The sequence below is a fragment of the Janthinobacterium svalbardense genome, assembly GCF_002327145.1.
Taxonomy (GTDB): domain Bacteria; phylum Pseudomonadota; class Gammaproteobacteria; order Burkholderiales; family Burkholderiaceae_D; genus Janthinobacterium; species Janthinobacterium tructae.
Map to the genome: position 1 here is coordinate 2,722,634 of NZ_CP023422.1, position 24,673 is coordinate 2,747,306.

Consider the following 24,673-nt stretch of genomic DNA (forward strand, 5'->3'; position numbering starts at 1 on the left):
TTCAAGTCTTGACGTCGATCAGGCTGCCCAAGGCCTGGTCGGCCGCCTTGACGACATTCGCCGACAGGTTGAAACCGGCCTTGTAGACCAGGTTATCCGTCAGTTCGGATGCCAGGCCCACGCCGTTCGGCCGGCTTTCGGCCGCCTTGAGCGCATTCGCATTGGCGCCGCTGACGCTTTCGCTGGCGGCCAGCTTGCGTCCTTCGACGGACAGGGTGACGCCCGTGCCGGCCGGGCTGGCTTCCTGGAAGTTGGCCGATTGCGCCTGGAAGCCCGGCGTATTCGCATTGGCGATATTGTTGGCGGCCACATCCAGCGCGCGCTGGTTGGCGGTCAGCCCCGAGGTACCGCTGGTGAGGGCGGAGATGGACATGGCGACTCCTTCAGAATACGCCTAGTTTACTCCCGCCAGCGGGAAAAGTGTGGTGGTGCAAGGCAACAATTTTTCCGGCCAGTGATTGCCGTAAAAAATAGGTGCATCACATAATATTTTCATATTGCTCTGTGGCATTTCACTGCCTAGACTGGCAGGGAAGTCGTCCACGGAGTCCGCCATTTTCCATCTGCGTCGCCCCATTTTCCTGGCTTTGTTGCTCAGTCTGCCTTGCCTGCCCCTGAAAGCCCAGCTTATTCCCTCGCAGTTGCCGCTCGATGCGCGCCTGAACGAGCAGGTGATCATGGTGCCGGCCGGCGACGGCTTGCGCGAGTTGCTGGAAACGACGGTGTTCCGCCCCGCCGGCCCCGGTCCGTTTCCCCTGCTACTGATGAATCACGGCAAGCAGGCCGGCCCGGCCCGGCTGCAGGCGCGCGAGCGCTTCATTTATATGGCTACCGAATTCGTGCGCCGCGGCTATGCGGTGATGCTGCCCATGCGCGCCGGCTTTGCCCGCTCCACGGGCGCCTATCGCGATTTTGGCTGCGACATGCTGGGCAACGCCCAGGGCCAGGCGCGCGACATGCTCGCCGCACTGGCGTATGCGCGCCGCCAGAGCTGGGTCGACCCGCAACGTATCGTCGTCGCGGGCCAGTCGTATGGCGGCATGGCGGCGCTGGCGCTGGCCACCCGGGTGCTGCCCGGCGTGCGCGGCGTGCTCAATTTTGCCGGCGGCCTGCGCGTCGACATGCCCGGCTGCGACTGGCAAGGGGCGCTGGCCAAGACTTTCGCCACCTTCGGCGCCTACAATCACATTCCCAGCCTGTGGCTGTATGGCGCGAACGACGCGTATTTTTCGCCGGCGCTGGCGCAGCGCCTGTTTCGCTCGTTCACGGGTTCCGGCGGGCAGGCGCAATTGCTGGCTTATGGCCCGTTCAAGCGCGATGCCCACCTGACCCTGGGCAGCCGCGACGGGGTGGCCGTGTGGCTGCCCGCCACGGAGCGCTTCCTGCAGAAAATCGGCATGCCGGTGCGGCAGGTTTATCGCGTGGCCGATGCGCCGTCGCCGCCCGCCACGCATTTCGCGCAGCAGGACGATATCGCCGCCGTGCCGTATCTGGAAGAGCAGGGCCGCGCCGCCTACCGCGTCTTCCTGGAGAAAACCGCGCCGCGCGCCTTTGCCCTGTCGGCCAGCGGCGCCTGGGGCTGGGCCGAGGAGGGCGAAAGTCCCGATGTGCGCGCACTCGCTTCGTGCCAGCGGCGCAGCAGCCTGCCGTGCCAGTTGTATTCGGTCGATGAAAGCGTGGTTTGGCCGGGCGCCAGCGCCGTCGGCGGTGCGCAATAGGTGCACCGCGCACGATAGTTGTCGCCGAAACGGGCGATGGGCGAATATACTAGGCGAAAAGGGAGGCGTTGCGCTTCCCGTCCGCCCTTATTATCCAGCGAGAATTCACCCTTATGGCGTCATCCCCAGAAAACCTCAGCATGGCCGTGTTTTGCGACTTCGAGAACGTCGCGCTCGGCGTGCGAGATGCAAATTACGAAAAATTCGATATCAAGCCCATCCTCGAACGCTTGCTGCTCAAGGGCAGCATCGTTGTCAAGAAGGCATATTGCGACTGGGACCGTTATAAAAGTTTCAAGGGCACCATGCACGAGGCGAACTTCGAGCTGATCGAAATTCCCCACGTGCGCCAGTCCGGCAAGAATTCGGCCGACATCCGCCTGGTGGTCGATGCCCTGGACCTGTGCTACACCAAGGCCCACGTGAACACCTTCGTCATCATCAGTGGCGATTCCGATTTTTCGCCGCTGGTGTCGAAACTGCGCGAAAACGCCAAGCAGGTGATCGGCGTGGGCGTCAAGCAGTCGACCTCCGACCTGCTGGTGGCCAACTGCGATGAATTCATTTTCTACGATGATCTGGTGCGCGAGAGCCGCCGCACGGCCGCCAAGCGCGACGCGCGCGAAAGCCCGGCTGCCGCTGTCAAGCGCTCGCCCGACGAAGAAGTGCGCCGCAAGGAAAAATACGAGTCGCGCAAGACGGAAGCGATCGAAATGGCCGTCGAGACGTTCGACGCGCTGGTGTCCGAACGTGGCGACAGCGGCAAGATCTGGGCGTCGATGCTGAAAGAAGCGATCAAGCGCCGCAAACCGGACTTCAGTGAATCGTATTACGGTTTCCGCACCTTCGGCAACCTGCTGGAAGAAGCGCAGACGCGCGGTTTGCTGGAATTTGGCCGCGACGAGAAATCGGGCGCGTATGTCTACCGCAGCAGCGGCCTGGTGGCCGTGCCCGCTGCCGTGAACGCCGATGCCGCCAGCGAGACCATCGCCAGTGGCGAGACCGGCGCGACGGCGGAAGAGGGCAACAGCCGCGAAGGCGGCAGCCGCCGCGATTCGCGCCGCAATGGCCGTGGCGGCCGCAAGCAGAACGAGCAGCGCCGTAGTGAAGCGCCACAGGCCTTCGTGCCGGTGGCCGAGGCCGAATCGGACGTCATCGAGCAGTATGCGCCAGCGCCGCAGCCGGAAGTGCTGCACGAGGTGGCCGAAGCCGTGGAAGCGGTGGCCGAGGTGGTGGCAGAGGGCAACGCCAAGCGCGGTTCGCGCCGCAATGGCCGTGGCGGCCGCAAGAATGGCGATGGCGCCCGTGAAGCGCGCGCCGAAGTTATCGAAGTCGCTGCGGTGGAAGCCATGCCTGAACCTGTACCTGAGCCGATAGTGGAAGCGGTCGAGGAAGCCAAGCCGAAGGCCAAGCCGCGCACGCCGGCCCGCAAGGCGGCAGCATCGAAAAAGCCGGCCAAGAAGGCGGTTGAGGCGGTAGTCGAAGTCATCGAGCCTGCGCCGGTGGAAGTCGCTTCGGTCGTGGAAGACAAGCCGGCCAAGGCGCCGCGCAAGACGCCGGCGCGCCGTCCAGCGCGCAAGAAGGCGGAAGCGGCTTGATTGAAACCCCAAAGCAAGAACTGGGGTCAGACCTTGAAGGTCTGACCCCGGAGTTTTGCTGCGTCTCCATGCGCAGGGCTTAGCCATGTACCACGGTGAACGCTTCAACAGCATTTCCCATACGGTGGGCGCCGCGCTGGCGGCCATCGGCGGCGTCATCCTGATCGTCGCGGCAGCCCGCACGGGCGACCCCTGGAAAATCGTCAGCTGCAGCGTGTATGCGGCCATGCTGCTGACCTTGTACCTCACTTCCACCCTGTACCACAGCGTGCGCGGCAAGGCCAAGGCCGTGCTGCAGCGGCTCGACCACTGCGCCATCTATCTGCTCATCGCGGGAACCTATACGCCCTTCATGCTGGTGACCCTGCGCGGGCCGTGGGGCTGGTCGCTGTTCGGCGTCGTCTGGGGCCTGGCGCTGTTTGGCATCGTGCAGGAATATGTGTACGCGAAAGGCGCGCGCATCCTGTCGCTGGTGATTTACGTGGCCATGGGCTGGCTGGTCGTCATCGGCATCAAGCCGCTGCTGGCGGCGCTCGAGTGGAACGGCTTCCTGTGGCTGGTGGCAGGCGGGCTGTGCTACACGGGCGGCATCGCTTTCTACGCCACCGACCACAAGCTGCGCCATGGCCACGGCATCTGGCACCTGTTCGTGCTGGCCGGCAGTAGCTGTCATTTTATCGCCATTTTATTCTACGTTGCCTGACGTAGCCTGCAGTCTTCACTGTTGCCGCGATTCCATTATAATGGCGCGATATGTGAAACGCAGGCAACAATAAGGCAGCAATGGATATCAATTCGGACGACCTGAAAATCTTCGTCACCGTCATCGACAGCGGCACCCTGAGCGCGGCCGCCGTGCACCTGGGGCAAACCACCTCGGGCGTTAGCCGCGCCCTGTCGCGCCTTGAAGACAAGCTGGCCACCTCGCTGCTGACGCGCACCACGCGACGCATGGAACTGACGGAAGAGGGGCAGCTTTTGCTGGACAAGGCGCGCGCCATCCTCGCCTCGATGGAAGACGTGGAGGAATCGATCCGCATCCGCCGCCAGAAGCCGGCCGGGCGCCTGTGCGTGGATGCCGCCTCGCCCTTCATGCTGCATTGCGTGGTGCCCCACGTGGCCGAGTTTCGCGCCATGTACCCGGACATCCGCCTGGAGCTGACCAGCAACGACCAGATCGCCGACCTGCTCGAGCACCGTACCGACATCGCCATCCGCATCGGCGCCCTGGTCGATTCGACCCTGCATGCGCGCGCCTTGACTGCCAGCCCGCTGCACGTGCTGGCCACGCCCGCCTACCTGGCGCGCCACGGCGTACCCGACACGCCGGAAGCGCTGTCCGGCCATGCGCTGCTGGGTTTTGCGCAATATGAACTGGGCAATCACTGGCCGCTGCGCCACGCTGCCGGCAACAGCCTGCAGATCGTGCCCGCGCTCGCTGCATCCAGCGGCGAAACCCTGCGCCAGCTGGCGCTGCATGACCAGGGCATCGTCTGCCTGTCCGACTTCATGACGAAGGACGACATCGCGGCCGGCCGCCTGGTGCAGGTGCTGCAGCCGTTCTACACGGGCTACCGCCAGCAGATCCACGCCGTGTATTACCGCAATACGCAGCTGGCGCAGCGCATCAGCTGCTTTCTCGAATTCCTGCAGCAGAAGCTGTAAGGCCCGCGCCGTACGCTCAGGCCAGGGCGCCGGTATCGTGGATGGCCGACCGCAGCAAGACTTCCACCTCGTGCGCCGGCAGCGGGTGGCTGAAGTAATAGCCTTGCGCTTCGTCGCAGCCGTGCTGGCGCAGGTAGTCCAGCTGTTCCGCCGTTTCCACGCCTTCGGCCACCACGCGCAGCTTCAAATTGTGCGCCAGGGCGATGATGGAGACGACGATGGCCGCGTCGTCCGCGTCGCGCGCCACGTCGCCGACGAAACTGCGGTCGATCTTCAGCACGTCGATGGGGAAGGTGCGCAGGTAGGCGAAACTGGAATAGCCGGTGCCGAAGTCGTCGATCGACAGTTGCACCCCCAGCGCCTTCATGTCGTGCAGCTGGCTGACGGCCAGCGCCACGTCGTGCATGAACAGGCTTTCCGTCAGTTCCAGTTCCAGACAGGCAGGTGGCAGGCCCGTTTCCTGCAGCACTTCGGCGATCAAGGCGACCAGGTTCGGCTCGTTGAACTGGCGTGCCGACAGGTTCACGGCCAGGCGCAGCGTGTCCAGTCCCGCCGCATGCCAGCGTTGCACCTGCGTGCACGCTTCGCGCATGACCCAGGCGCCGATCGGCACGATCAGGCCCGTATCTTCTGCCAGCGCGATGAAGCGCTGCGGCGCTACCATGCCCAGTTCCGGGTGCTGCCAGCGCAGCAGCGCTTCCACGCCGACGATGCGTCCGCTGGCCAGGTCCACCTGCGGCTGGTAATGCAGCACGAACTGCTCGCGTTCCAGCGCGTTGCGCAGCGCAGTCTCGATGCGCAGGCGCTCCAGCGTGGCCTGGTTCATGGCCGTCGTGTAGAACTTGATGTTGTTGCGGCCCTGTTTCTTGGCGCAGTACATGGCGATGTCGGCCTGCTCGATCAGGTTCTGCGTCTCGCCATGCAAGGTCACGTCGCCGGGGGCGTCGTAGCGCGACATGTCGTAGACGGCCACGCCGATGCTGCAGGTGACGAAAAATTCCTTGCCGTCGAGTAGTACCGGCTGCGCCACGGCATCCATCACCCGCTGCACGATGGCGCCGCTGAGCACTTCGTCGGCCTGTTCGCACAGGATGGCGACGAATTCGTCGCCCGACAGGCGCGCCACCGTATCGCTTTCGCGCAGGCTGGCCTGCAGGCGCGTGGCGATGGTTTTCAGCAGCACGTCGCCGGCCTTGTGGCCCAGGCTGTCGTTGACGAACTTGAAACGGTCGAGGTCGATCAACAGCACCCACAGGGCCCGATTCTTGCGGCGCGACAGGGCCATGGCCTGCGCCAGGCGGTCGCGCAGCAGGGCGCGGTTGGGCAAGCCCGTCAGCACGTCGTGGTGGGCGATGTGCTGGATTTGCTGCTCGGCCAGCTTGCGTTCCGTGATTTCGGACCCTGTGCCCCGGTAGCCGTGAAATTCGCCCAGCTCGTTGAACAGCGGTTCGCCATTGATGCTGAACCAGCGCAGCTGGCCATCGCGGTCTTTCATCGCATATTCGAGGTTGGAAAAGGGCAGGTGCGCTTCCAGGTTGGCGATATGCTGTTTGCCCCAGCGCGAATTGCGCATCTCCGGGTTGTTGTCCCAGCGCGTCATGCCAATGAAGCGTTCCAGCGGCATGTTCGACTTGTCCGTAAAGCCGCCGGTGATGTGGGTGAAGCAGAAGTTGACATCCTGTTCCCAGTACCAGTCCGAGGACAGGGCCAGCAGGCGGCGGAAGCGTTTTTCGCTTTCCTGCAGGGCGCGTTCCGTGCGCTGGCGCGCCCGCACATCGGCGCTGAGCAGTTCATTGCTGCGCTTGAGGTCGGCCGTGCGCTGTTCCACCAGCAGCTGCACGCGGCGCGAGCGCTGCGTCAGCGATTGCACGAAGGCGGCCGTCAGCACGCTGAACAGCAAACCCGTGATCAGGGTGAACAATGAGCCCAGATGGTCGGCCAGGAAGGGGCGCGGATGGGCCACCACGCGCACATGCCAGGGCCGGCCAGCGGAGGCAAAGCCCCGGTCATAACGGCTGTGATAGGCAAATTGCAGCCAGCGTGGCAGCGACTCCCAGGCGTCGCCCGCTGCGGCGGCAGGCGCCTGGCCATGCCGGAAGATCAATTGGCGCGGGTCGGCGTCAGCGTCGGCGTAGACGCTCAGTTCAAGCTGCGGGTCGCCCAGCAGGTCGGCGCCGGCGAGGATTTTCTGCACCAGTTCGCCTGCGCGGACGATGGCCGCCGTATCGCCGATCAGCGCCGCGCGCCGCTGCTGCACCGTCTGCAAGGGCATGCCGTGGCGGTACACGGGGCGCAGGATGACGAAACCCTGCTGCGGACTCTGCGCCAGGGCCAGCAGGCCCGTGGCGGTGGTCTGGCCGCTGAGGATGGCCTGTTCCAGCGCGCTGGCCAGCAAGCCGTCAGGGCGCACGTTCAGGCCGAAGGCGGGGCGGTTGCCCTGCAGCGGTTCGAGATAATCCACCACCAGGTAGCTGGCGCGCGTTGTCGCGGGCAAGACGACGCCATCGCGCATTTCCGTCATGGCGTAATCGGGCACGATGCGCCGCAGCTCGGCCTCGAATGCCGCGCGTTGCGCATGCGGCACGATGCGGTGGAAATTGAAGGCCTGGATGAACGGGTGGCGCTGCAGCAGCGGCGTGGTGAAGTCGTGGAACTGCTCGCGCGTGACCGGTACGACGGCGGCAAACAGCTGGTTGGTCGTGGTCAGCACCTCGACCGCGTCGTCGAGTCCCTGCTCGATGGCGGCCACGCGCGCGCCGGCGCGCTGCTGCAGACTCAGGCTCATTTTGTCGTATTCGAGCTGGCTGATGGCGGCGAACAGCACGCCGGTGATGCCGATGCCGCAGGCAAGGGTCAGCGCGGCCGCGGCAGAAATCGACAATGGCAGGCGGCCACGCAGCATGTGTTTTCCTATCTCACTTCATGGATACTTGAATTCGGCGGCGCCTGCCGGCCCCGCGCAGGCCATAGTGTGTCATAAACCACATCCATCATGCTGATTTTGCACCAAATTACTGCTATTAAGCAACAACATCCATGGCCGGGGAAGGCGACGTTCAGTCGCTGTCCGCGCCTGAGCGCCGGCGCACGCGCCACAACTGCCATGCGGGCAGCCAGCGGTTCAGGAAACCCAGGCCGCACACCCGCCGCCAGCGCACCAGGCGCACGACGCGCAGGGCCCGGCCCGTCCCGAGCTTGTCTGGCCTGGCGGCAAAGACGATGCGGTTGTTGCCGGCGATGCCGTCGAAGTGGCACACGGCGCCGCGGAAGGTGAGCATCAGGCGCGCCAGCATGGCAGGGTAGTGCGCGTCATAACTGAACAGGTTGGCTACCAGCACGCCGCCGGGCAGCAGGGTGCGCAGGCAGTCCGCATAGAAGCGCGCGCTGCCCAGTGCGGGCGGCAGGCCCGTTTCGTCGTAGCCGTCGAGCAGCAGCACGTCGGCGCAGCCCGGATGCTGGCGGATATAGCTGACGGCGTCCGTTTCGATGATGCGCAGGCGCGCGTCGTCGGGCGGCAGCATGAACTGCTCGCGCAGGGCGATCACGTCGGCGCGCAGTTCCAGCACCGTGATGCGCGCGTCGGGCAGGTGGCGGTGGCAGAATTTCAGCAGCGAGCCGCCGCCCAGTCCCACCATCAGGATGTGCCGGGGACGCGGCACGAACAGGGTGAAGCACATCATGGCGCGCGCATAGCGCAGCAGCAGATGGTCGGGGCGCGACAGCAGCATTTCGCTCTGGATCATGCCTGGCTGGAATTCCAGGCGGCGCCGGTCGCCGCAGGTATGCACCTGGGGGGCGCGCACGGCAGGTAATTTGCTATCCGGCATAGGACGACTTCGCTGAGTGGACTGGGGAAGATGCTTTGTTGCATTCAGAGAAATCTGATAAGCTCCCGTGAGCATACCCGATTAATCCGCGCCGAGCATGCGTATATGCATATGGCGCGCGGCGGCACGGCCACGCAGTCGGGCACCATGGAGACAAGCATGTTTTTGGATCACCCCATCATTACCGCGACGAACAGTTTTACCGAGCCTGACCGCATCGAGCGGCTGACGCGCGTTTATGGTTATGCGGCGGCGCTGGCCGACGTGACCGCCAACTTCGGATTCATTGAAAAAGTGGCGCAGATCCATGACCACAAGGGCACCCTCATCGTGTTCTGGCATGAGGCGCCCAGTGAAGTGGAAAAACAGTATTTCGTGCAGGCGTGGGCCAGTAAGGTCGGCGACGGCAGCACGAATGTCGAACACGAAATCTGACCTGGCGCGCCGCGCCTGCGCATCGATAGCGTAGCCCATGGATATCAAGACTCTGGTACTGGCCCTGGCGCTCGGCAACCTGAGCCTGTGCGCTGCCCTGTTCTTCTTCGAGTACGAGCGCAAGAAGTCGCTCAGCCTGTCCACCTGGGCGGTAGCCAAGCAGTGCCAGGCCGTGGCCTGGTGTTTGCTGTATTTCCGCGGCGTCTTGCCCGATATGCTGTCCATCTTGCTGGGCAACAGTCTGCTGTTTGCCGGCATGGCGCTGGACGCGGGCGCGCTGTGGCAGGCGGCCGGGCGCAGTGGCTGGCGCCGCTATGTATTGCCGGCGCTGGGGTTGTCGGTGGCGCTGTTTGCCGCCTGCTACCTGTTTGACGTGGCGCCGCTGCTGCGCAGTGCCGGCGGCTCGCTGATCGTGGCCGGCTTTTTCCTCGCGGGCGTGGCCGCGCTGTGCCTCAAATGGCGCGAGGCGAGCATGCTGCGCCGCTTCCTCGTCGTCAGCATGGGCATCCTGTCGCTGCTGATCGCCGCGCGCGGCGTGCTCGCTGCCGCCATCCCCGCTTTTGACGCCGAGCTGCTGCAGCTGGCCGGTTTTGGTGCCCTGTACCTGATGATGCTGACGAACGCCTTCGGCTACCTGCTGCTGTCGCGTGAAAAACTGGGCGGCGAACTGGCGCGCCTGGAGGTGCTCGACGCTGCCACGGGCGTGCCGAACCGGCGCGGCTTTTACCAGGCGCTGGCGCCGTGGATGGCGCTGGCGCGCCGGCCCGGCTTGCCGACGGCGCTGGTGGTGCTCAATATCGACCATTTCAAGCGCGTCAACGACAGCTATGGCCATCCGGTGGGCGACGCAGTGCTGAAAACCATCGTCGACACCTGCCGCCAGCAACTGCGCGACAGCGACCTGATGGGGCGCCTGGGCGGCGCCGAATTTGCCATCCAGCTGCCGCGCACGACCCTGGCCGATGCGCTGATGGTGGCCGAGCGTATCCGCGCCGCCGTCGAAGTGCTTCCGGTCAAGACGGAACGCGCCGTGCTGCAGCTGACGGCCAGCCTGGGCGTGACCACCATCCGCGCCGAGGACAGCACCGTCAGCCTGTTCAAGCGGGCCGACGAGGCGCTGCAGGCGGCCAAGCAGGCGGGCCGCAACAGGGTGGTGGAAGCGCAGGGCGCCAGCACCCTGGATATGTAAATCGGCTTACTTTTTGCGCGAGCCCAGCCAGCTGGGCTCCTTGCCGCATTCCTTGCTCAGGAACAGGGCGTCGAGGCCGGGATCGCAGCGCCGGTCAGGCGCCTTCATCGGCTCGACGGTGAGCCATTCGCTTTTGGGCAGGATCTTTTCTTCGCGCGGCGCCACCGGTGGCGCGGGCGGCAGGCTGTCTTGCCACTTTGACTCAGCGGCAGGCGCAGGCGGGGTGGCCCAGTTCGCGTCAACCTGCGCTGGCGGCGTGTCCGCGTGTGCGGCGGCGCACAGCAGGCTGCCGGCGAAGAAGAAGGTGCGCATGGCCGTGTTGTTTATTGAAATCATGGTTTGTCCTGGGTCGTTGCCGGTAAGGCGTACCCTGCAGTATGACGGCGGCAGCAAGCAAAAAGACAAGAAAATTGCAACGGCATGTTACCAGACAGGCCATGCTGGCCGCCGGCACCCGAACATGTGCATACTCTAACTTTCATTTAAGCTAGGCAAGTTATGCTGTGGGGTGCACGCTCGGCCCCTCTTGTCGTCCGCACCGCAGTTCCCCTTTTTTACTCTTGCCAGGCCCACAATGAAAATGCTCAAATCTCTGCCTGTATGGCCGCTTGCCGCCCCCCTTGCCGGCTGGCTGTTCCTGTTCGGTTCCACCTTCAACGTCGGCGGCTACTATCAGATCCTGCTGGTGGCTGGCCTGATCGGCAGCGTGCTGGCCGCCGTGTACCACGCGGAAGTGGTGGCGCACCGCATCGGCGAACCGTATGGCACCCTGGTGCTGGCGCTGGCCGTGACCCTGATCGAGGTGGCGCTGATCGTCTCGCTGATGCTGGCCGGCGGGCCGGAAACGACGGGACTGGCGCGCGACACCGTGTTTGCCGCCATCATGATCATTTTGAACGGCATCGTCGGCATCTGCCTGCTGCTGGGCGCCGGGCGCCACCGCGAGCAGACCTTCGGCCTGCTGGGCGTGAGCGCGTCGCTGGCTACCCTGGCGGCGATTGCCGTTCTGACGCTGGTGCTGCCGAATTACACCTCCAGCGCCGCCGGCCCGTACTACAACTCCAGCCAGCTCATTTTCATCGCCGTCATCTCGCTGGTCCTGTACGGCACTTTCGTGCTGGTGCAGACGGTGCGCCACCGCGACTACTTCCTGCCCAAGGAAGCCGTCGGAGATGAAGAAGTGCATGCAGCACCACCGACGCCCACCGTCGCCTGGGTCAGCGCCGGCGCGCTGCTGGTGTGCCTGGGCGCCGTGGTGCTGCTGGCGAAGTCGCTGGCGCCCGCGCTGGAGACGGCGATTGCCGCCATGGGTGCGCCAAAGACCCTGGTCGGTATCGTCATCGCCGCCATCGTGCTGCTGCCCGAAGGCCTGGCCGCCGTGCGCGCCGCGCGCGCCAACCGCCTGCAAACGAGCTTGAACCTGGCCCTCGGCTCCGCCCTGGCCAGCATCGGCCTGACGATTCCCGCCGTGGTGGTGGTGTCGCTGGCCACGGGCCTGACGATCACCCTGGGCCTCGATATCAAATCCACCGTGCTGCTGCTGCTGTCGCTGATGGTGGCTACCCTGTCGCTGGGCACGGGCCGCACCACGGTCATGCAGGGCACCGTGCACCTGGTGATTTTCGCCGTGTATTTGTTTACCACCATCGTGCCCTAAACGTCGCAGCTGCGCGACTTCTTGTCACAATCCTGTCACGCCGCTGTCATACGATGGGGGTAGTGTGGTAGGATTTTTAAATCGTTTAAATGATTTATATAGTTTAGCAACTGAATTTGCCAACTTTTTCAGTTGGCACAGCAATGACAAGACAAGAGGCCAGTATGTATGCAGCGGTGGACCTGGGGTCCAACAGTTTTCGTTTACACGTCGGCAAGCATGATGGCGACACCATACGCGTGGTCAAGAGCGTGCGCGACCCGATACGCCTGGCCGCCGGCCTGGACGCCAATGGCGACCTGACCGAGGCGGCCATGCAGGGGGCGCTGGCTTGCCTGCAGCGCTTTCGCGCCATCCTCGCCGGCTTCGAACTCGATGCCGTGCGCGTGGTGGCCACTTCGGCCATGCGCGTGGCGCGCAACGGCGCCGTCTTCCTGCCGCTGGCCGAGCAAGCCATCGGCTACCCCATCGAGATCATCTCGGGCGAGGAAGAGGGGCGCTTGATCTATATGGGCGTGGCCAATGCGCTGGCCATTCCCGGCGAACGCCGGCTGGTGATGGATATCGGCGGCGGCTCGACCGAACTGATACTGGGGCGCGGCAACGATATCGAGCGCGTCGAGTCCTTCAGCCTGGGCACCGTCAAGCAAAGCCTGTCGTTCTTCATCGGCGGGCGCATCGATGCGCCGTCGTTCGAGGCGGCCATCCTGTCGGCGCGCAGCCATTTCGAGGATGCCGCACCGCCGTACCGCCCGCAGCACTGGAAGACGGCCTACGGCTCTTCCGGCACCATCCGCACCATCGCCGACATCATCGTCCGCAACAAGCTCGGTGATGGCTTGCTGTCTGGTGTCAGCCTCGATGCGCTGGCACGGCGCTTCATCGAACTCGGTCACACCAGCCGCATCGACATGCCTGGCTTGCGCCCCGATCGCGCCAGCACCATCGTCGGCGGCCTGGCCATCTTGATCGGCCTGTTCCGCGAACTGGCCATTCCCGTCATGACGCCAATCGAGGCTGGCCTGCGCATGGGCGTGATGTGGGATTTGTACCTGCGTTCGACCAAGCGCGACCGCCGTGAACAGTCGGTGCAGGGCTGCATGGAGAAATTCCATATTGACCAGCAGCGCGCCGGCCGGGTGGCCGAGCAGGCGCTGGCCATGTATGCGCAACTCAAGCCCACCTCCGACGCTTTGGTGAAATGCCTGCGCTGGAGCAGCCTGCTGCACGAAGTGGGTTTGGCCGTGTCGCAGACTGGCTACCACAAGCACGCATCCTACATCGTGGAAAACGCGGACTTGCCCGGTTTTACCACGCGCGAACAGAAGACCATGAGCCGCTTGATCCTGGCGCAGAAGGGCAACTTGCGCAAGATCGGCGAAGTGCTGTCCGATCCCGATTTTGCCAAGGCCGTGCTGGCGCTGCGCCTGTCGATTCTGCTCATGCATGCGCGTATCGAAGTCGATTTCAGCGAACTGCGCCTGCGCATGAAGAGCCGAATCGAGCTCGACATCAAGCGCGGCTGGGTGGCGCACCATCCCACCGTGTCGTTCTGGATCGAAAAAGAGCAGGAATTCTGGGATGAGGTCGGCGTCGATTTCACCATCCGCGCCAGCGCCTAGGAGGTCATGCCGTGTGCATGGCTTGATGTGCAGCAAGCAAGATTTCAAAAAAGAGTATATATTGTTTATATTATTTATTAGATTGGATAATCCATGACCAAAACCGTCCCCGTGAAAAAAGCCGACAGCGCGCCCGTATCGATGTTCCCCACCAGCGCTTCGATCAATGCGGCAGCAGCCAAGGCCGCACCGGCCGCCAAGCCTGCCGCGAAATCGGTAGCCAAACCGGCAGCCAAGCCGGTGGCCAAGGCCGCCGCCAAGCCAGTGGCCGCCAAAGCCGCCGCTGCGAAGCCGGCAGCAGTCAAGCCCGTTGCCGCCAAGCCTGCGGTAGCCAAGGCACCAGTCGCCAAACCGGCGGCCAAGGCCGTCGTGGCCAAACCGGCTGTGGCCAAGCCAGTCGCCAAAGCCGCTGCCAAGCCGGTCGCCAAGGTTGCTGCGAAACCAGCCGCGAAGGCCGTCGCCAAGCCGGCAGCGAAAGCCGCCGTAAAACCGGTAGCCAAGCCAGCCGCCGCGAAAAAAGCGCCTGTCGCCAAGGTCGCTGCCGTCAAGGAAAAAGCCCGCAAGCCGAAACTGGTGCGCGACAGCTTCACCATGCCGGAAGCGGAATATGAAGTCTTGGGCCAAGTCAAGAAAGCTTGCCTGAAGGCCGGTTTCGAGATCAAGAAAAGCGAATTGCTGCGCATCGGCGTGGCGCTGATCAGCCAGATCGACCTGGCCACCCTGCAAAACGTGCTGGCCGGCTTGCCGCAGCTGAAAACGGGCCGTCCGAAGAAGGATTGATGGCGCCAGCGGAGGGGCTGCCCCCGCTTGCCCGTTCTGGTTTACCATGGGGCCTGTGATAGTTCCCCCATGGTTGCCATGTCAGAAGAAATCAGTATTGAACGCGCCGGCTTCGTCGAGCGCGCCATCGTCCGCCACCGCGCGGGCCAGTCCACCGATGCCATCGACCATGTCGCCGAGGAAATCCCCGTGGCGCTGGTCTTCAATGGCATTTCCCACGTCGTCATGATGGCCACCCCGCGCGACCTGGAAGCGTTTGCCTACGGCTTCGCGCTGACGGAAGGCGTGGTCGCTTCGGCCGGCGCCATCTTCGACTGTGAAGTGTTCCTGCGTCCTGACTCCGCCGAAGTGTCCTTGAGCATCGCGCAGGAAGATTTCGTGCGCCTGAAGGACCGGCGCCGCCAGCTGACGGGCCGCACGGGCTGCGGCGTGTGCGGCATCGACAGCATCGAGATGCTCGACTTGCAGCCGCAAGCGCTGCCGCCATCCCTGATCCAGGTCGACCTGCCGGCCGCGCTGGCGCGCGCGTCGAGCAGCTTGCGCGAACACCAGGCGCTGATGCAGGCAACGGGCGGCGTGCATGCGGCCGCCTGGTGCACGCCCGACGGCGCTATCGTGCACGTGTTCGAGGATGTCGGCCGGCACAATGGTCTCGACAAGCTGATTGGCCACCTCGCGCTGCACGATGTCGACATGCGGCGCGGCTTCGTGTTCCTGTCCAGCCGCGGCAGCTACGAACTGGCGCGCAAGGCGGCGCGCATGCAGATTCCCCTGCTGGCGACCATTTCCGCCCCCAGTTCGCTGGCCATTTCCATCGCCACGCAGGCGCGCATGAAACTGGTGGGCTTTTGCCGCCAGGATGCTTTCGTCGACTACACGCCCGGCATCACGCTGTAAGCGGCGTTTTCGCTGACGGCGCCGGCGAGTGTGGTAAATGCGCACGCTCTTCCCCTGGCATTGACTTGCGTCATGGAAATGACATTCGGCTGTCATTTTCCTGACATATTAGACAAGTACGCTGGAGTCGTCTTGATCACAGGGGATGAAACCATGCAGAACATAGTCGCATCAAACGAAGCCAAGGCCCGGCCGGTCCAACTGGTGCTGAGCCAGGCCACTACCGCGGCGGAATTGCGCGAAGTCCAGCGTTTGCGTTACAAGGTGTTTATCGAGACCATGGGATTGAGCTCGCTGGCGAATGCCGATGGCCTCGACAGCGATGAGTTCGACGCGCATTGCGATCATCTGATCGTGCGCGATGCCGATACCCTGAAAGTGGTGGGCACTTACCGCGTGCTGAGCGCGGCCAAGGCGGCCAAGATCGGCCGGCTGTATGCGGAAAACGAGTTCGACCTGAGTCGCCTGAAGAACTTGCGCGGCCGCATGGTCGAAGCTGGCCGTGCCTGCATCCACCCGAAATACCGGGGTGGCAGCGTGATCATGCTGCTGTGGTCGGGCCTGGCCGAGTACATGCGCCGCGAGCGCTGCGACTATCTGGTCGGCTGCGCCAGCATCAGCCTGGCCGATGGCGGGCATAACGCCGTCGCCGTGTACCAGGCGCTGGCCGAAAAGCACATGGCCCCAAGCGAATACCGCGTCACGCCGCACCTGCCTTTCCCCATCCACCAGGTGGAAGCGGCGCACAAGCCGCAAGTGCCGCCGCTGATCAAGGGCTATCTGCGTTCGGGCGCCTGGATTTGCGGCGAACCGGCGTGGGATCCTGATTTCGAAAGCGCCGACATGTTCATGATGATGCCGCTGGCGAATCTGGACGAGCGCTATGCGCGCCATTACGGAGTGGTGCCCGGCTGATAGCGGGAAGTGAGGACTGCAGCTGGCTGGCCAGCGCCTGCACGGCGCTGCGCAAGCCGGTCTGCGCGCTGTCGGGCGGCAGCAGTTCAAGCAGGAAGTGCAGCGGCAGCATGATCGCTTCGGGTTCGCCGATGCTGCCGTGGCGCCGCACGGCGTCGTGGTACAGGGCCAGGAAGGCGGCGCGCGCGGGCTGGCCGATGGCGCCGCCGGGCCGGCGCGCGGCATCGGGCTGCAGCACCACCAGGGCAGAGTCGGGACGCTGCGGGAAGCGCCCCAGTGCGTGGATTTCCTGCAGCTTGCCGGCCAGCAGACGGTCGAGAAAACTCATGCTGCCGCGCAGCGACTCGTAGGCGTAGCAGCCGCTCATGACGGGTGCGTCGGCCGAGGCCATGCTGCCGTGGATGACGGATAGGCTCAGCTGCGGCGCGTGGCTCTCGACAGCGCTGGCGGCGGGGCAGTCGCCGGCGTCGGCGAGGGGATCGCGCGTGAGCGTCAGGCGCAGCACGGGCGGCGCAAGAGGGTCGCTGGACATGCGGTTGGGAGCACTGGTTAAAAGCTGACCTTGATGCCTGCGGAGACTATGCGTGTTGTGTCAGATCAAGTTTGAGTGGAAATGCTGGCTGGCAGGGGGAATGCGCAGTGAAAGCGGGGAGGGGCGCTGGAGCGGATGGGCAGAGAAACGGTCAGCATGGTTTGGGCTGGGTCTCTTCGCTATCGTGCTCGGATGTGGTGCGGTGAGCGAACTACGCGAATTGTATGGCAAAAGTTCATGGCGCCGGGAACCTGGGTGCCTGGCATGGCATTACAACAGCGGGTCATTCAATGGACTGGCGTGGCGGACAGTTCCTTCAGTTCGCGGATGGTGATGTCCGATTTTTCATGCATGCGCAATAAAATCGTTGCACCGACCGACAGTTTGCCGTGACGAATCTTGCTGATGATGGGAGGCTGGACTTCCAGAACACGGCACAGTTCCGCATCATTTTTCAGGTTCATCTTCTCGATCAGGGTATCGAGCAGCTTGTTGGGCACAAAACTCGATGGTTCGAGCGCACGCGCCCGGTTCATCGCTTCAATCATTTCCAGCTTCTTTTGCCGAACGTTCATTTACTCCTCCTTCAGGTTATGCAAGGGACGAGACCACTGTATGTGGTCCCAGCTATAGTTCGTCATCGCAGTACGGCTGTCCGGGTGACGTGATACCATTCGCGTTACAACATTGATAACCAGGCAAGTGTTTTCAATAATACTACGATAACAAAACTTGTGAAAGATGGTCAGTTAAATTAACTGATTGTTTGACCAATTTGGTCGACGGTTGTTGTATTTTGTAAGCCGTTTTTCGTCAGGATCATGGTTCTGTCCGCCATTTCGGCGGCGGCCAGCGAATGTGTGACCATGATCGCGCAACTGCCGTTGGCCTTGATTTCGGCGCGCAGCAATTGCAGGATGCTGTGTGCCGTATCGGGATCGAGGTTGCCGGTCGGCTCATCGGCCAGCACCAGCGCCGGCTTGTGCACGAGCGCGCGGGCAATGGCCACGCGCTGCATTTCGCCGCCGGACAATTGCTGCGGAAAGTCGCCGCCGCGTCCGCCCAGGCCGACCGCTTCGAGCATGCTGGCGGCACGCTCCTGGGGTAGTCCGTTGAGCAGCAGCGGCAGGGCCACGTTTTGCAGCAGGGTCAGGTGCGGCAAGACGTGGAAGGCCTGGAAGATAAAGCCCATGCGGGCGCGACGCAGCCGGGTGGCGGCGGCGTCATCGAGGCTGGACATGGCGATGCCGTCCACCAGGATAGGGTGCGCTTCGGCACCCGCATCGGGCGTATCGAGGCCGGCGATCAGGTTCAGCAAGGTCGACTTGCCAACGCCCGAGTCACCCATGATGGCGATGAATTCCCCTGCCTTGAAGCGGCAGGAAATGTTGGCCAGCACGGGACGGGCATGGGCATAGGACTTCGACAGATGGCGCAATTCGAGCATGGTGATGTTGATTAATAAAACGGCTATGGTAAAGGGAGGCACGCGGGGGAGAGGGGGGCCTGGGAACTGCAAAGGGGCGCGGATTGATTGGCCGGCAATGTGTAGTATACGACAGGATTATCATTTTTGCTGGGCAATACCAATTTTGTGTGCACACTGCTAGTTTGAGCTTACGTTACCTGTCGCACGGCTGGCTTGTGCGGATTCCGCTATGATGGGAAAAAGTCATCGGAAAAGGCGCCCGCAAACCGCTGTGGCAGGGGCGGCGCCCGGTGGCTGACCGTGCAAGCCCTTCGTGAACCTTGATAGACGACGCCAGCCCATGACCATGCCACTCGCACAACAGCAGTCAGATTTGTCTCCCGCCAGCAACGTCCGAGTGGCCAGCGCCACTCCTGCCACGATAGTCGAGATCAGCAGCGGCCTGCTGGCGCGCGATGCCTGGACCTCGCCCAAGTACCTGTACGACGCGCTGGGCTCGACACTGTTCGAAGCCATTTGCGCCTTGCCCGAGTATTATCCGACGCGCACGGAGGCGGCCATCTTCGCCCGTCACGGCGCCGAGATCGCGCACGCCGTGGGACCGGGCAGCACCCTGATCGACCTGGGTGCGGGCAATTGCGCCAAGGCCGCCAGCCTGTTCCCCCTGCTGCACCCGGCCCAGTATGTGGCGGTGGATATTTCTTATGATTTCCTCAGTGAATCGCTGGGCCGGCTGCAGCAGCGCTTTCCGCACATCGAGATGACGGGCCTGGGCCTGGATTTCTCCCGCCGCCTGGACTTGCCCGACAGCGTGCGCGAGGCGCGGCGCTTGTTCTTCTACCCCGGCTCGTCGATTGGCAATTTTGCGCCTGAACAAGCGACCGCCTTCCTGCGCCGCCTGCGCGCGAATGCGGACGGCGATGGCGGCTTGCTGATCGGCGTCGACCTGATCAAGGACGATGCCATCCTCGACGCCGCCTATGATGATGCGCTGGGCGTCACGGCCGCCTTCAACCTGAACATGCTGCGCCACGTGAATGGGCTGATCGGCGCGGACTTCGACGTGCGCGCCTGGCAGCACCACGGCTTTTTCAACGCCGACGAGCGCCGCGTCGAAATGCACCTGGAAGCGCGCAGCGAACAAGTTGTCCATTGGAAAGGTGGCCAGCGGCGTTTCGCGAAAGGCGAACGCATCCATACAGAAGACAGCTATAAATACACGCGCGCGAACTTCGTCGGTTTGCTGGAGCAGGCAGGGTTTTCCACCGTGCAAGTCTGGACGGACCCGCAGCAGTGGTTTGCGGTTATCTATGCGCGCGTCATCAGAGACTAAAAGGCGACGATGCTAATCGACTATTACCATACAGTGCGCCAGCATTCTCTGCTGCTGGCCGAACCCTTGTCTGACGAGGATTGCGGGGCCCAGTCGATGCCGGACGCCAGTCCCGTAAAATGGCATTTGGCGCATACCACCTGGTTTTTCGAAACGTTTATTCTGGAAAGCATGGAAGCGGCGTTCACGCCGTTCCACCCCGCCTTCCGCGTGCTGTTCAATTCCTACTACAACGGCGTGGGCGAGAAGCATCCGCGTGCCCAGCGGGGCGTGCTGACGCGCCCCGGCATGGCGCAAGTGCGCGCCTACCGGATCGATGTCGATGCGCGCATCGCCCGCCTGCTTGCGGGCGAACTGGCGCGCGACGAGCGCGAACGCCTGACCATGCTCTTGGCGCTGGGCCTTGAACACGAGCAGCAGCACCAGGAGCTGCTGTTGACGGACGTCAAGCACCTGCTGGCGCAGAGCGCCCTGTTTCCCGCTTACCTGGATCCCGCTTACCGGGACAGCGCGGTTGCGCCAGTGCAAGAACACGCGCAGCCCACGGCCTGGCTCGCGTTTGACGGCGGCCTGGCGCAGATCGGCCATGCGGGCGACGGTTTTTGCTTCGATAATGAATTGCCGCGCCATCCGCAATACGTGGCGCCGTTCGAGCTGGCCGCTGCGCTGGTGACGAATGGCGAATTTCTCGCCTTCATCGAGGCGGGGGGCTACCGCTCGGCGCACCTGTGGCTGGCCGAAGGCTGGGACTGGGTGCGCAGCGGCCAGCTGGCGTGTCCGCTGTACTGGCAGTGCGATGACGCCGGGCACTGGCAGGAATTCACCTTGTTCGGGCTGCGCCCGCTCGACCTGCAGGCGCCAGCCACGCATTTGTCCCTGTTCGAGGCAGATGCCTATGCGCACTGGGCTGGCGCGCGCCTGCCGACGGAAGCGGAATGGGAAGTGGCGGCGCAAGGCGTCGCCGTGCAAGTGGGGCAGCTGCATCCGGCCGCCGGTGCGCCGGGTACGGGCTTGCGGCAAATGTTTGGCCGCTGCTGGCAGTGGACCAGCAGCAGCTACGCGCCATATCCCGGCTACCGCACGGCGCCCGGGGCGCTGGGCGAGTACAACGGCAAGTTCATGCTGAACCAGTATGTGCTGCGCGGCTCGTCATGCGCCACGCCGGCTGGCCATGCGCGCGCCAGCTACCGCAATTTCTTTCCGGCCGGTGCGCGCTGGCAATTTTCCGGCATCCGCCTGGCGCGCCAGGTGGAATAGCTGAACTAGTTCAAGCGCGGTGTGGAGGTTGGCGCAGGGCGAGGCGGCGCCTTGGCGACGGCGTTCTGTTCCAGCTTGAACTGGCTGACGAGGGTTTCCAGTTCGCCTGCCTGTTCATGCATGGCGGCCGCGGCCGCGGCCGCTTCTTCGACCAGGGCCGCGTTTTGCTGCGTCGTCTGGTCCATCTGCATGATGGCGGCATTGATCTGCTCGATGCCTTCGCTTTGCTCGTGGTTGGCGACGCTGATTTCACCGACGATGGCGCTGACCCGGCCCACGCTGGCCACCACTTCATCCATCGTGGCGCCTGCCTGGCTGACCAGCTGCGCGCCCTGTCCCACGCGGTTGACGGAGTCGGCAATGAGTTCCTTGATTTCCTTGGCGGCGGCCGCCGAGCGCTGCGCCAGGTTGCGCACTTCGGACGCCACCACGGCAAAGCCGCGTCCCTGTTCGCCGGCACGCGCCGCTTCGACCGCCGCGTTCAGGGCCAGGATATTCGTCTGGAAGGCGATGCCGTCGATGACGGCGATGATGTCGACGATCTTGCGCGAGGACGCATTGATGGCATCCATGGTGCCGATCACTTCCGCCATGGCCGTGCCGCCGCGCTGGGCGATGGTGGATGCCGAGCGGGCCAAGCTGTCCGCTTGGCGCGCATTGTCGCTGTTGCTGCGCACGGTGCTCGTCAGTTCGATCATCGACGAGGCCGTTTCTTCCAGCGCGCTGGCCTGGGCTTCCGTGCGGGCCGACAGGTCGGCATTGCCGCTGGCAATCTGGCTCGACGCCACGGCGATGGTGCCCGTGCCGCCACGCACTTGCCCCACGATGCTGGCCAGGCTGGTATTCATGTCGCGCAGCGCCTGCAGCAACTGGCCCGTTTCATCCTTGCCGTCGGCCACGATTTTACTGCTCAGGTCGCCTGCGGCCACGGCTTGCGCCACGCGCAGGGCATACGCGATGGGCGTGGTGATCGAGCGCGTGACCCACCAGGCAAAGAGCACGCCCAGCAGCAGGGCGGCCGTGCCCAGGCTGGCCATCAGCATATTGGCTGCTGTAATATTGTGCTGGATTTGCTGTCCGCCATGCACGACTACTGCGCGCTGCAGATCGTTCAGCTGGTTCACCGTTTTTTGCAGGCGGTTCAGGGCGGGCAGGGTATCGTCGCGCACATGCACGGCCGCTTCCGCGCGTTGTCCTGCCATCAGCAGCTTGTCGGCCTGGCTGAACGAAACGACATAGGCTTTGCGCTGCTGCTTCAGGGTAGCCAGCAGTTCCTTGCCTTCAGGCAGCACGATCAGGCGGTCGAGGATGGCCAGCGCATCGCTGATGGTGGCCTTGTTGGCGTCGATTTCGCCGTGAATGGCGTTGGCGCGCGCGGGATCTTCATGGATGAACAGTTCCAGAACGAGCGCCGCGTTCGAGCGCGTGGTGCTGCGGATGGTGGCGATGGCGTCGGCCTTGGCCCAGTCTTTCTCGATGATGGACTCGCTGAGCCCACCGATTTTGTCCAGGCGCAACAATCCCGTGCCTACCAGCACTGCCATCAGCAGCAGCACCACGCCAAAACCGGCGCCCAGGCGCACGCCTATCTTCATATCCGTCAATTTCATACTGATTCCCTCGGTAGCTAATGATCTGTCTCCGGTGGTCTTGTTATGAAACGATTATACGGTCGGCGATACCTGATTTGCACTACTAATTGCCTAACAGAAATGAAAAAGCGGCACGGCGATCAAGCCGTACCGCTTTTTTCTCCTATGAGGGAGGCCCGAATCGCGCTCAGACGGCGCTGGCCGCCACGTCGGCCGCTGTTGTTTTCTCGGCTTCCGTCTGTCCGATGCGGCGGTTCACTGCCGACAGCACGGCCTTGAACGAGGCGGTGACGATGTTGCTGTCGATGGCGGCACCGAACAGTGTCGGGCCATTATCGAGGCGCAATTCGACGTAGCATGCCGCTTGCGCGTTGGCGCCCGAGCCGATCGAATGCTCATGGTAATCCATCAGCTTGATGTCGAGACCGAGCGCATTGACGAAGGCGTCGATGGGGCCGTTGCCGCCGCCTTGCAGGGCCAATGGCGTCTGGCGGTGCGACAGGCTGATGTCGATCTGCACGGATTCATCGCTGCTGGTGTCTTCCACCATGCGGTGCGCGGCGTAGGCGTACGGCGCCGTCTGCTGCAGGTATTCCTTCTGGAAGATGTCATGGATATCCTGCGCGGCGATTTCGCGGCCTGTGGCGTCGGCCACGGCTTGCACGGCGCGCGAGAATTCAATCTGCAGGCGGCGCGGCAAGACCAGGCCGTATTCCTGTTCCAGCAAGTACGCCATGCCGCCCTTGCCGGACTGGCTGTTGACTCGGATCACAGCATCGTAGCTGCGGCCCAGGTCGGCCGGGTCGATCGGCAAGTACGGCACTTCCCAGATGCTGTCCGGTTGTTGCTTGGCAAAACCTTTCTTGATCGCATCCTGGTGCGAGCCGGAGAAGGCCGTGAAGACCAGGTCGCCCGCATATGGGTGGCGCGGGTGGACGGGCAACTGGTTGCACTCTTCCACGCACTTGCGCACGGTATCGATGTCGGAGAAATCCAGCCCCGGGTGCACGCCCTGTGTGTACAAATTCATCGCCAAAGTGACGAGGTCGACGTTGCCCGTGCGCTCGCCATTGCCAAACAAACAGCCTTCCACGCGGTCGGCGCCCGCCATCACGGCCAGCTCGGCCGAGGCGACGGCCGTGCCGCGGTCGTTATGCGGGTGCACGCTGATGATGATGGAATCGCGGCGCGCCAGCTTGCGCGACATCCATTCGATCTGGTCCGCGTACACGTTGGGCGTGCTGCATTCCACGGTCGATGGCAGGTTGATGATCATCTTGTTGGCCGGCGTCGGCTTCCAGATGGCGCTGACGGCGTCGCAGATATGCTTCGAGAAATCGAGTTCCGTGGTGGAAAACGATTCCGGCGTGTATTCAAAGCCCCATTCCGTTTGCGGATGCTGCGCCACCAGCTGTTTTACGAGGGTGGTGCCGGTGGTGGCGATCTGCGTGATTTCTTCGCGCGACATGCCGAACACGACCTTGCGGAACACAGGTGCCACAGAGTTGTACAGGTGCACGATGGCGCGCTTGGCGCCGACCACCGATTCCACCGTGCGGCGTATCAATTCTTCACGCGACTGCGTCAGCACGATGATGGTGACGTCGTCCGGGATGCGCTTTTCATCCACGAGTTTACGCACGAAGTCGAAATCCGTCTGCGATGCCGATGGGAAACCCACTTCGATTTCCTTCAGGCCGATGGCGATCAGCATCTCGAAGAAGCGCAGCTTCTTTTCCGCGCTCATCGGCTCGATCAAGGACTGGTTGCCGTCGCGCAAGTCGGTGCTCATCCAGATCGGCGGTTTGCTGATGATCTGGTTCGGCCATTGACGGTCGGTCAATTTGACGGGAGGAAAAGCGCGGTATTTGGAAGCTGGGTTTTGCAACATCATGATCGGGTACTCCTGAAGATAGGGGGAAATCAATGGTTGTGGCGCAAGCTTGCCGGGCGGCCACGCAACACTAGGCCAGGCAAGCGGTCGGTAGTTTTAGCAGGCAAAGCAGGGCAACGGCGCCAGCGGTGGCGGTCGCGTCAGAAGTTACGGGTGGTGCGGGGGATGGTGCAAACATCATCAAACCTTCCAGGGTTTTTGAAACACGCCGGCGTGTGGCCAGGCGAAGCAATGCGGCAAACTTATGCGCGTGCTAGCAGTAGTCGCGATAGCGACAGCAGGGAAGGGGAGGAATGTTTGAAGGAGGACATGTACTTAATGTAAGGGAAGTGG

22 protein-coding genes are annotated in these 24,673 nt (G+C 63.5%); 13 read left to right on the plus strand and 9 right to left on the minus strand.

Features of this window, described 5'->3' with window-relative positions; translation table 11 throughout:
- Position 1: 1 nt before the first annotated feature.
- Positions 2-373, minus strand: a complete 372-nt coding sequence (locus tag CNX70_RS12275; RefSeq protein ID WP_096234908.1) for a flagellar basal body protein — start codon at positions 371-373, stop codon at positions 2-4.
- A gap of 217 nt (positions 374-590) precedes the next feature.
- Here CNX70_RS12275 and CNX70_RS12280 point away from each other — a divergent pair, with 217 nt between their 5' ends.
- The 4 genes from CNX70_RS12280 to CNX70_RS12295 all read left to right on the plus strand — a co-directional run bounded on the left by CNX70_RS12280 (position 591) and on the right by CNX70_RS12295 (position 4,981).
- Positions 591-1,718 carry a dienelactone hydrolase family protein gene (locus CNX70_RS12280; protein WP_244199125.1) on the plus strand — a complete coding sequence of 376 codons (1,128 nt, stop codon included), beginning with the start codon at positions 591-593 and terminating at the stop codon, positions 1,716-1,718.
- Positions 1,719-1,831: 113 nt separating this feature from the next.
- Positions 1,832-3,316 carry an NYN domain-containing protein gene (locus CNX70_RS12285; protein ID WP_096234909.1) on the plus strand — a complete coding sequence of 495 codons (1,485 nt, stop codon included), beginning with the start codon at positions 1,832-1,834 and terminating at the stop codon, positions 3,314-3,316.
- Between the two features lie 85 nt (positions 3,317-3,401).
- A complete protein-coding gene (gene trhA, locus CNX70_RS12290) occupies positions 3,402-4,019 on the plus strand; it encodes a PAQR family membrane homeostasis protein TrhA (protein ID WP_096234910.1) in 618 nt (205 codons plus the stop codon).
- An 80-nt stretch (positions 4,020-4,099) separates the two neighbouring features.
- Positions 4,100-4,981: a LysR family transcriptional regulator gene (locus tag CNX70_RS12295; protein ID WP_096234911.1), complete on the plus strand. Its 882-nt coding sequence runs from the start codon at positions 4,100-4,102 to the stop codon at positions 4,979-4,981.
- Between the two features lie 16 nt (positions 4,982-4,997).
- On the opposite strand, the gene CNX70_RS12300 is transcribed toward CNX70_RS12295, so the two are convergent.
- Positions 4,998-7,883, minus strand: coding sequence for a bifunctional diguanylate cyclase/phosphodiesterase (locus CNX70_RS12300; protein ID WP_096234912.1), 2,886 nt, complete (start codon positions 7,881-7,883; stop codon positions 4,998-5,000).
- 154 nt (positions 7,884-8,037) lie between these two features.
- A complete protein-coding gene (locus tag CNX70_RS12305) occupies positions 8,038-8,808 on the minus strand; it encodes a spermine/spermidine synthase domain-containing protein (RefSeq protein WP_096234913.1) in 771 nt (256 codons plus the stop codon).
- Between the two features lie 159 nt (positions 8,809-8,967).
- Here CNX70_RS12305 and CNX70_RS12310 point away from each other — a divergent pair, with 159 nt between their 5' ends.
- Entirely contained in the window at positions 8,968-9,243 is a 276-nt protein-coding gene (locus tag CNX70_RS12310) for a hypothetical protein (protein WP_096238421.1), read from the plus strand.
- A gap of 37 nt (positions 9,244-9,280) precedes the next feature.
- Positions 9,281-10,432, plus strand: coding sequence for a GGDEF domain-containing protein (locus tag CNX70_RS12315; protein WP_096234914.1), 1,152 nt, complete (start codon positions 9,281-9,283; stop codon positions 10,430-10,432).
- A 6-nt stretch (positions 10,433-10,438) separates the two neighbouring features.
- On the opposite strand, the gene CNX70_RS12320 is transcribed toward CNX70_RS12315, so the two are convergent.
- On the minus strand, positions 10,439-10,768 hold the full coding sequence (locus CNX70_RS12320; RefSeq protein ID WP_096234915.1) for a hypothetical protein: 330 nt from the start codon (positions 10,766-10,768) through the stop codon (positions 10,439-10,441).
- Positions 10,769-11,006: 238 nt separating this feature from the next.
- Here CNX70_RS12320 and CNX70_RS12325 point away from each other — a divergent pair, with 238 nt between their 5' ends.
- The 5 genes from CNX70_RS12325 to CNX70_RS12345 all read left to right on the plus strand — a co-directional run bounded on the left by CNX70_RS12325 (position 11,007) and on the right by CNX70_RS12345 (position 16,303).
- The gene (locus CNX70_RS12325) at positions 11,007-12,089 is read left to right on the plus strand and encodes a calcium:cation antiporter (protein ID WP_096234916.1); all 1,083 of its coding nucleotides are present in this window, start codon (positions 11,007-11,009) and stop codon (positions 12,087-12,089) included.
- 164 nt (positions 12,090-12,253) lie between these two features.
- Positions 12,254-13,711, plus strand: a complete 1,458-nt coding sequence (locus tag CNX70_RS12330; RefSeq protein ID WP_096234917.1) for a Ppx/GppA phosphatase family protein — start codon at positions 12,254-12,256, stop codon at positions 13,709-13,711.
- Between the two features lie 93 nt (positions 13,712-13,804).
- Positions 13,805-14,491 (plus strand): hypothetical protein, encoded by a 687-nt coding sequence (locus CNX70_RS12335; protein WP_096234918.1) that lies wholly within the window; start codon positions 13,805-13,807, stop codon positions 14,489-14,491.
- 69 nt (positions 14,492-14,560) lie between these two features.
- Positions 14,561-15,388: a formate dehydrogenase accessory sulfurtransferase FdhD gene (fdhD, locus tag CNX70_RS12340; protein WP_096234919.1), complete on the plus strand. Its 828-nt coding sequence runs from the start codon at positions 14,561-14,563 to the stop codon at positions 15,386-15,388.
- A gap of 153 nt (positions 15,389-15,541) precedes the next feature.
- Entirely contained in the window at positions 15,542-16,303 is a 762-nt protein-coding gene (locus CNX70_RS12345) for a GNAT family N-acetyltransferase (RefSeq protein ID WP_071077956.1), read from the plus strand.
- Here CNX70_RS12345 and CNX70_RS12350 read toward each other — a convergent pair.
- The 3 genes from CNX70_RS12350 to CNX70_RS12360 form a co-directional block, all read right to left on the minus strand.
- Positions 16,236-16,835 carry a hypothetical protein gene (locus CNX70_RS12350; protein WP_096234920.1) on the minus strand — a complete coding sequence of 200 codons (600 nt, stop codon included), beginning with the start codon at positions 16,833-16,835 and terminating at the stop codon, positions 16,236-16,238. The two genes, CNX70_RS12345 and CNX70_RS12350, sit on opposite strands and share 68 nt — an antisense overlap.
- A gap of 287 nt (positions 16,836-17,122) precedes the next feature.
- Entirely contained in the window at positions 17,123-17,410 is a 288-nt protein-coding gene (locus CNX70_RS12355; protein ID WP_034786045.1) for a hypothetical protein, read from the minus strand.
- A 179-nt stretch (positions 17,411-17,589) separates the two neighbouring features.
- The gene (locus tag CNX70_RS12360) at positions 17,590-18,282 is read right to left on the minus strand and encodes an ABC transporter ATP-binding protein (protein ID WP_096234921.1); all 693 of its coding nucleotides are present in this window, start codon (positions 18,280-18,282) and stop codon (positions 17,590-17,592) included.
- 322 nt (positions 18,283-18,604) lie between these two features.
- On the opposite strand from CNX70_RS12360, the gene egtD reads away from it, so the two are divergent.
- Together egtD and egtB are read left to right on the plus strand one after the other, a co-directional pair.
- Entirely contained in the window at positions 18,605-19,597 is a 993-nt protein-coding gene (egtD, locus tag CNX70_RS12365; protein WP_096234922.1) for an L-histidine N(alpha)-methyltransferase, read from the plus strand.
- Positions 19,598-19,606: 9 nt separating this feature from the next.
- Positions 19,607-20,854 (plus strand): ergothioneine biosynthesis protein EgtB, encoded by a 1,248-nt coding sequence (gene egtB, locus CNX70_RS12370; protein WP_096234923.1) that lies wholly within the window; start codon positions 19,607-19,609, stop codon positions 20,852-20,854.
- Positions 20,855-20,859: 5 nt separating this feature from the next.
- On the opposite strand, the gene CNX70_RS12375 is transcribed toward egtB, so the two are convergent.
- Both CNX70_RS12375 and leuA read right to left on the minus strand, forming a co-directional pair.
- Positions 20,860-22,464: a methyl-accepting chemotaxis protein gene (locus tag CNX70_RS12375; RefSeq protein ID WP_167389648.1), complete on the minus strand. Its 1,605-nt coding sequence runs from the start codon at positions 22,462-22,464 to the stop codon at positions 20,860-20,862.
- Between the two features lie 169 nt (positions 22,465-22,633).
- Positions 22,634-24,340, minus strand: a complete 1,707-nt coding sequence (gene leuA, locus CNX70_RS12380) for a 2-isopropylmalate synthase (protein WP_096234925.1) — start codon at positions 24,338-24,340, stop codon at positions 22,634-22,636.
- Between the last annotated feature and the right edge of the window lie 333 nt (positions 24,341-24,673).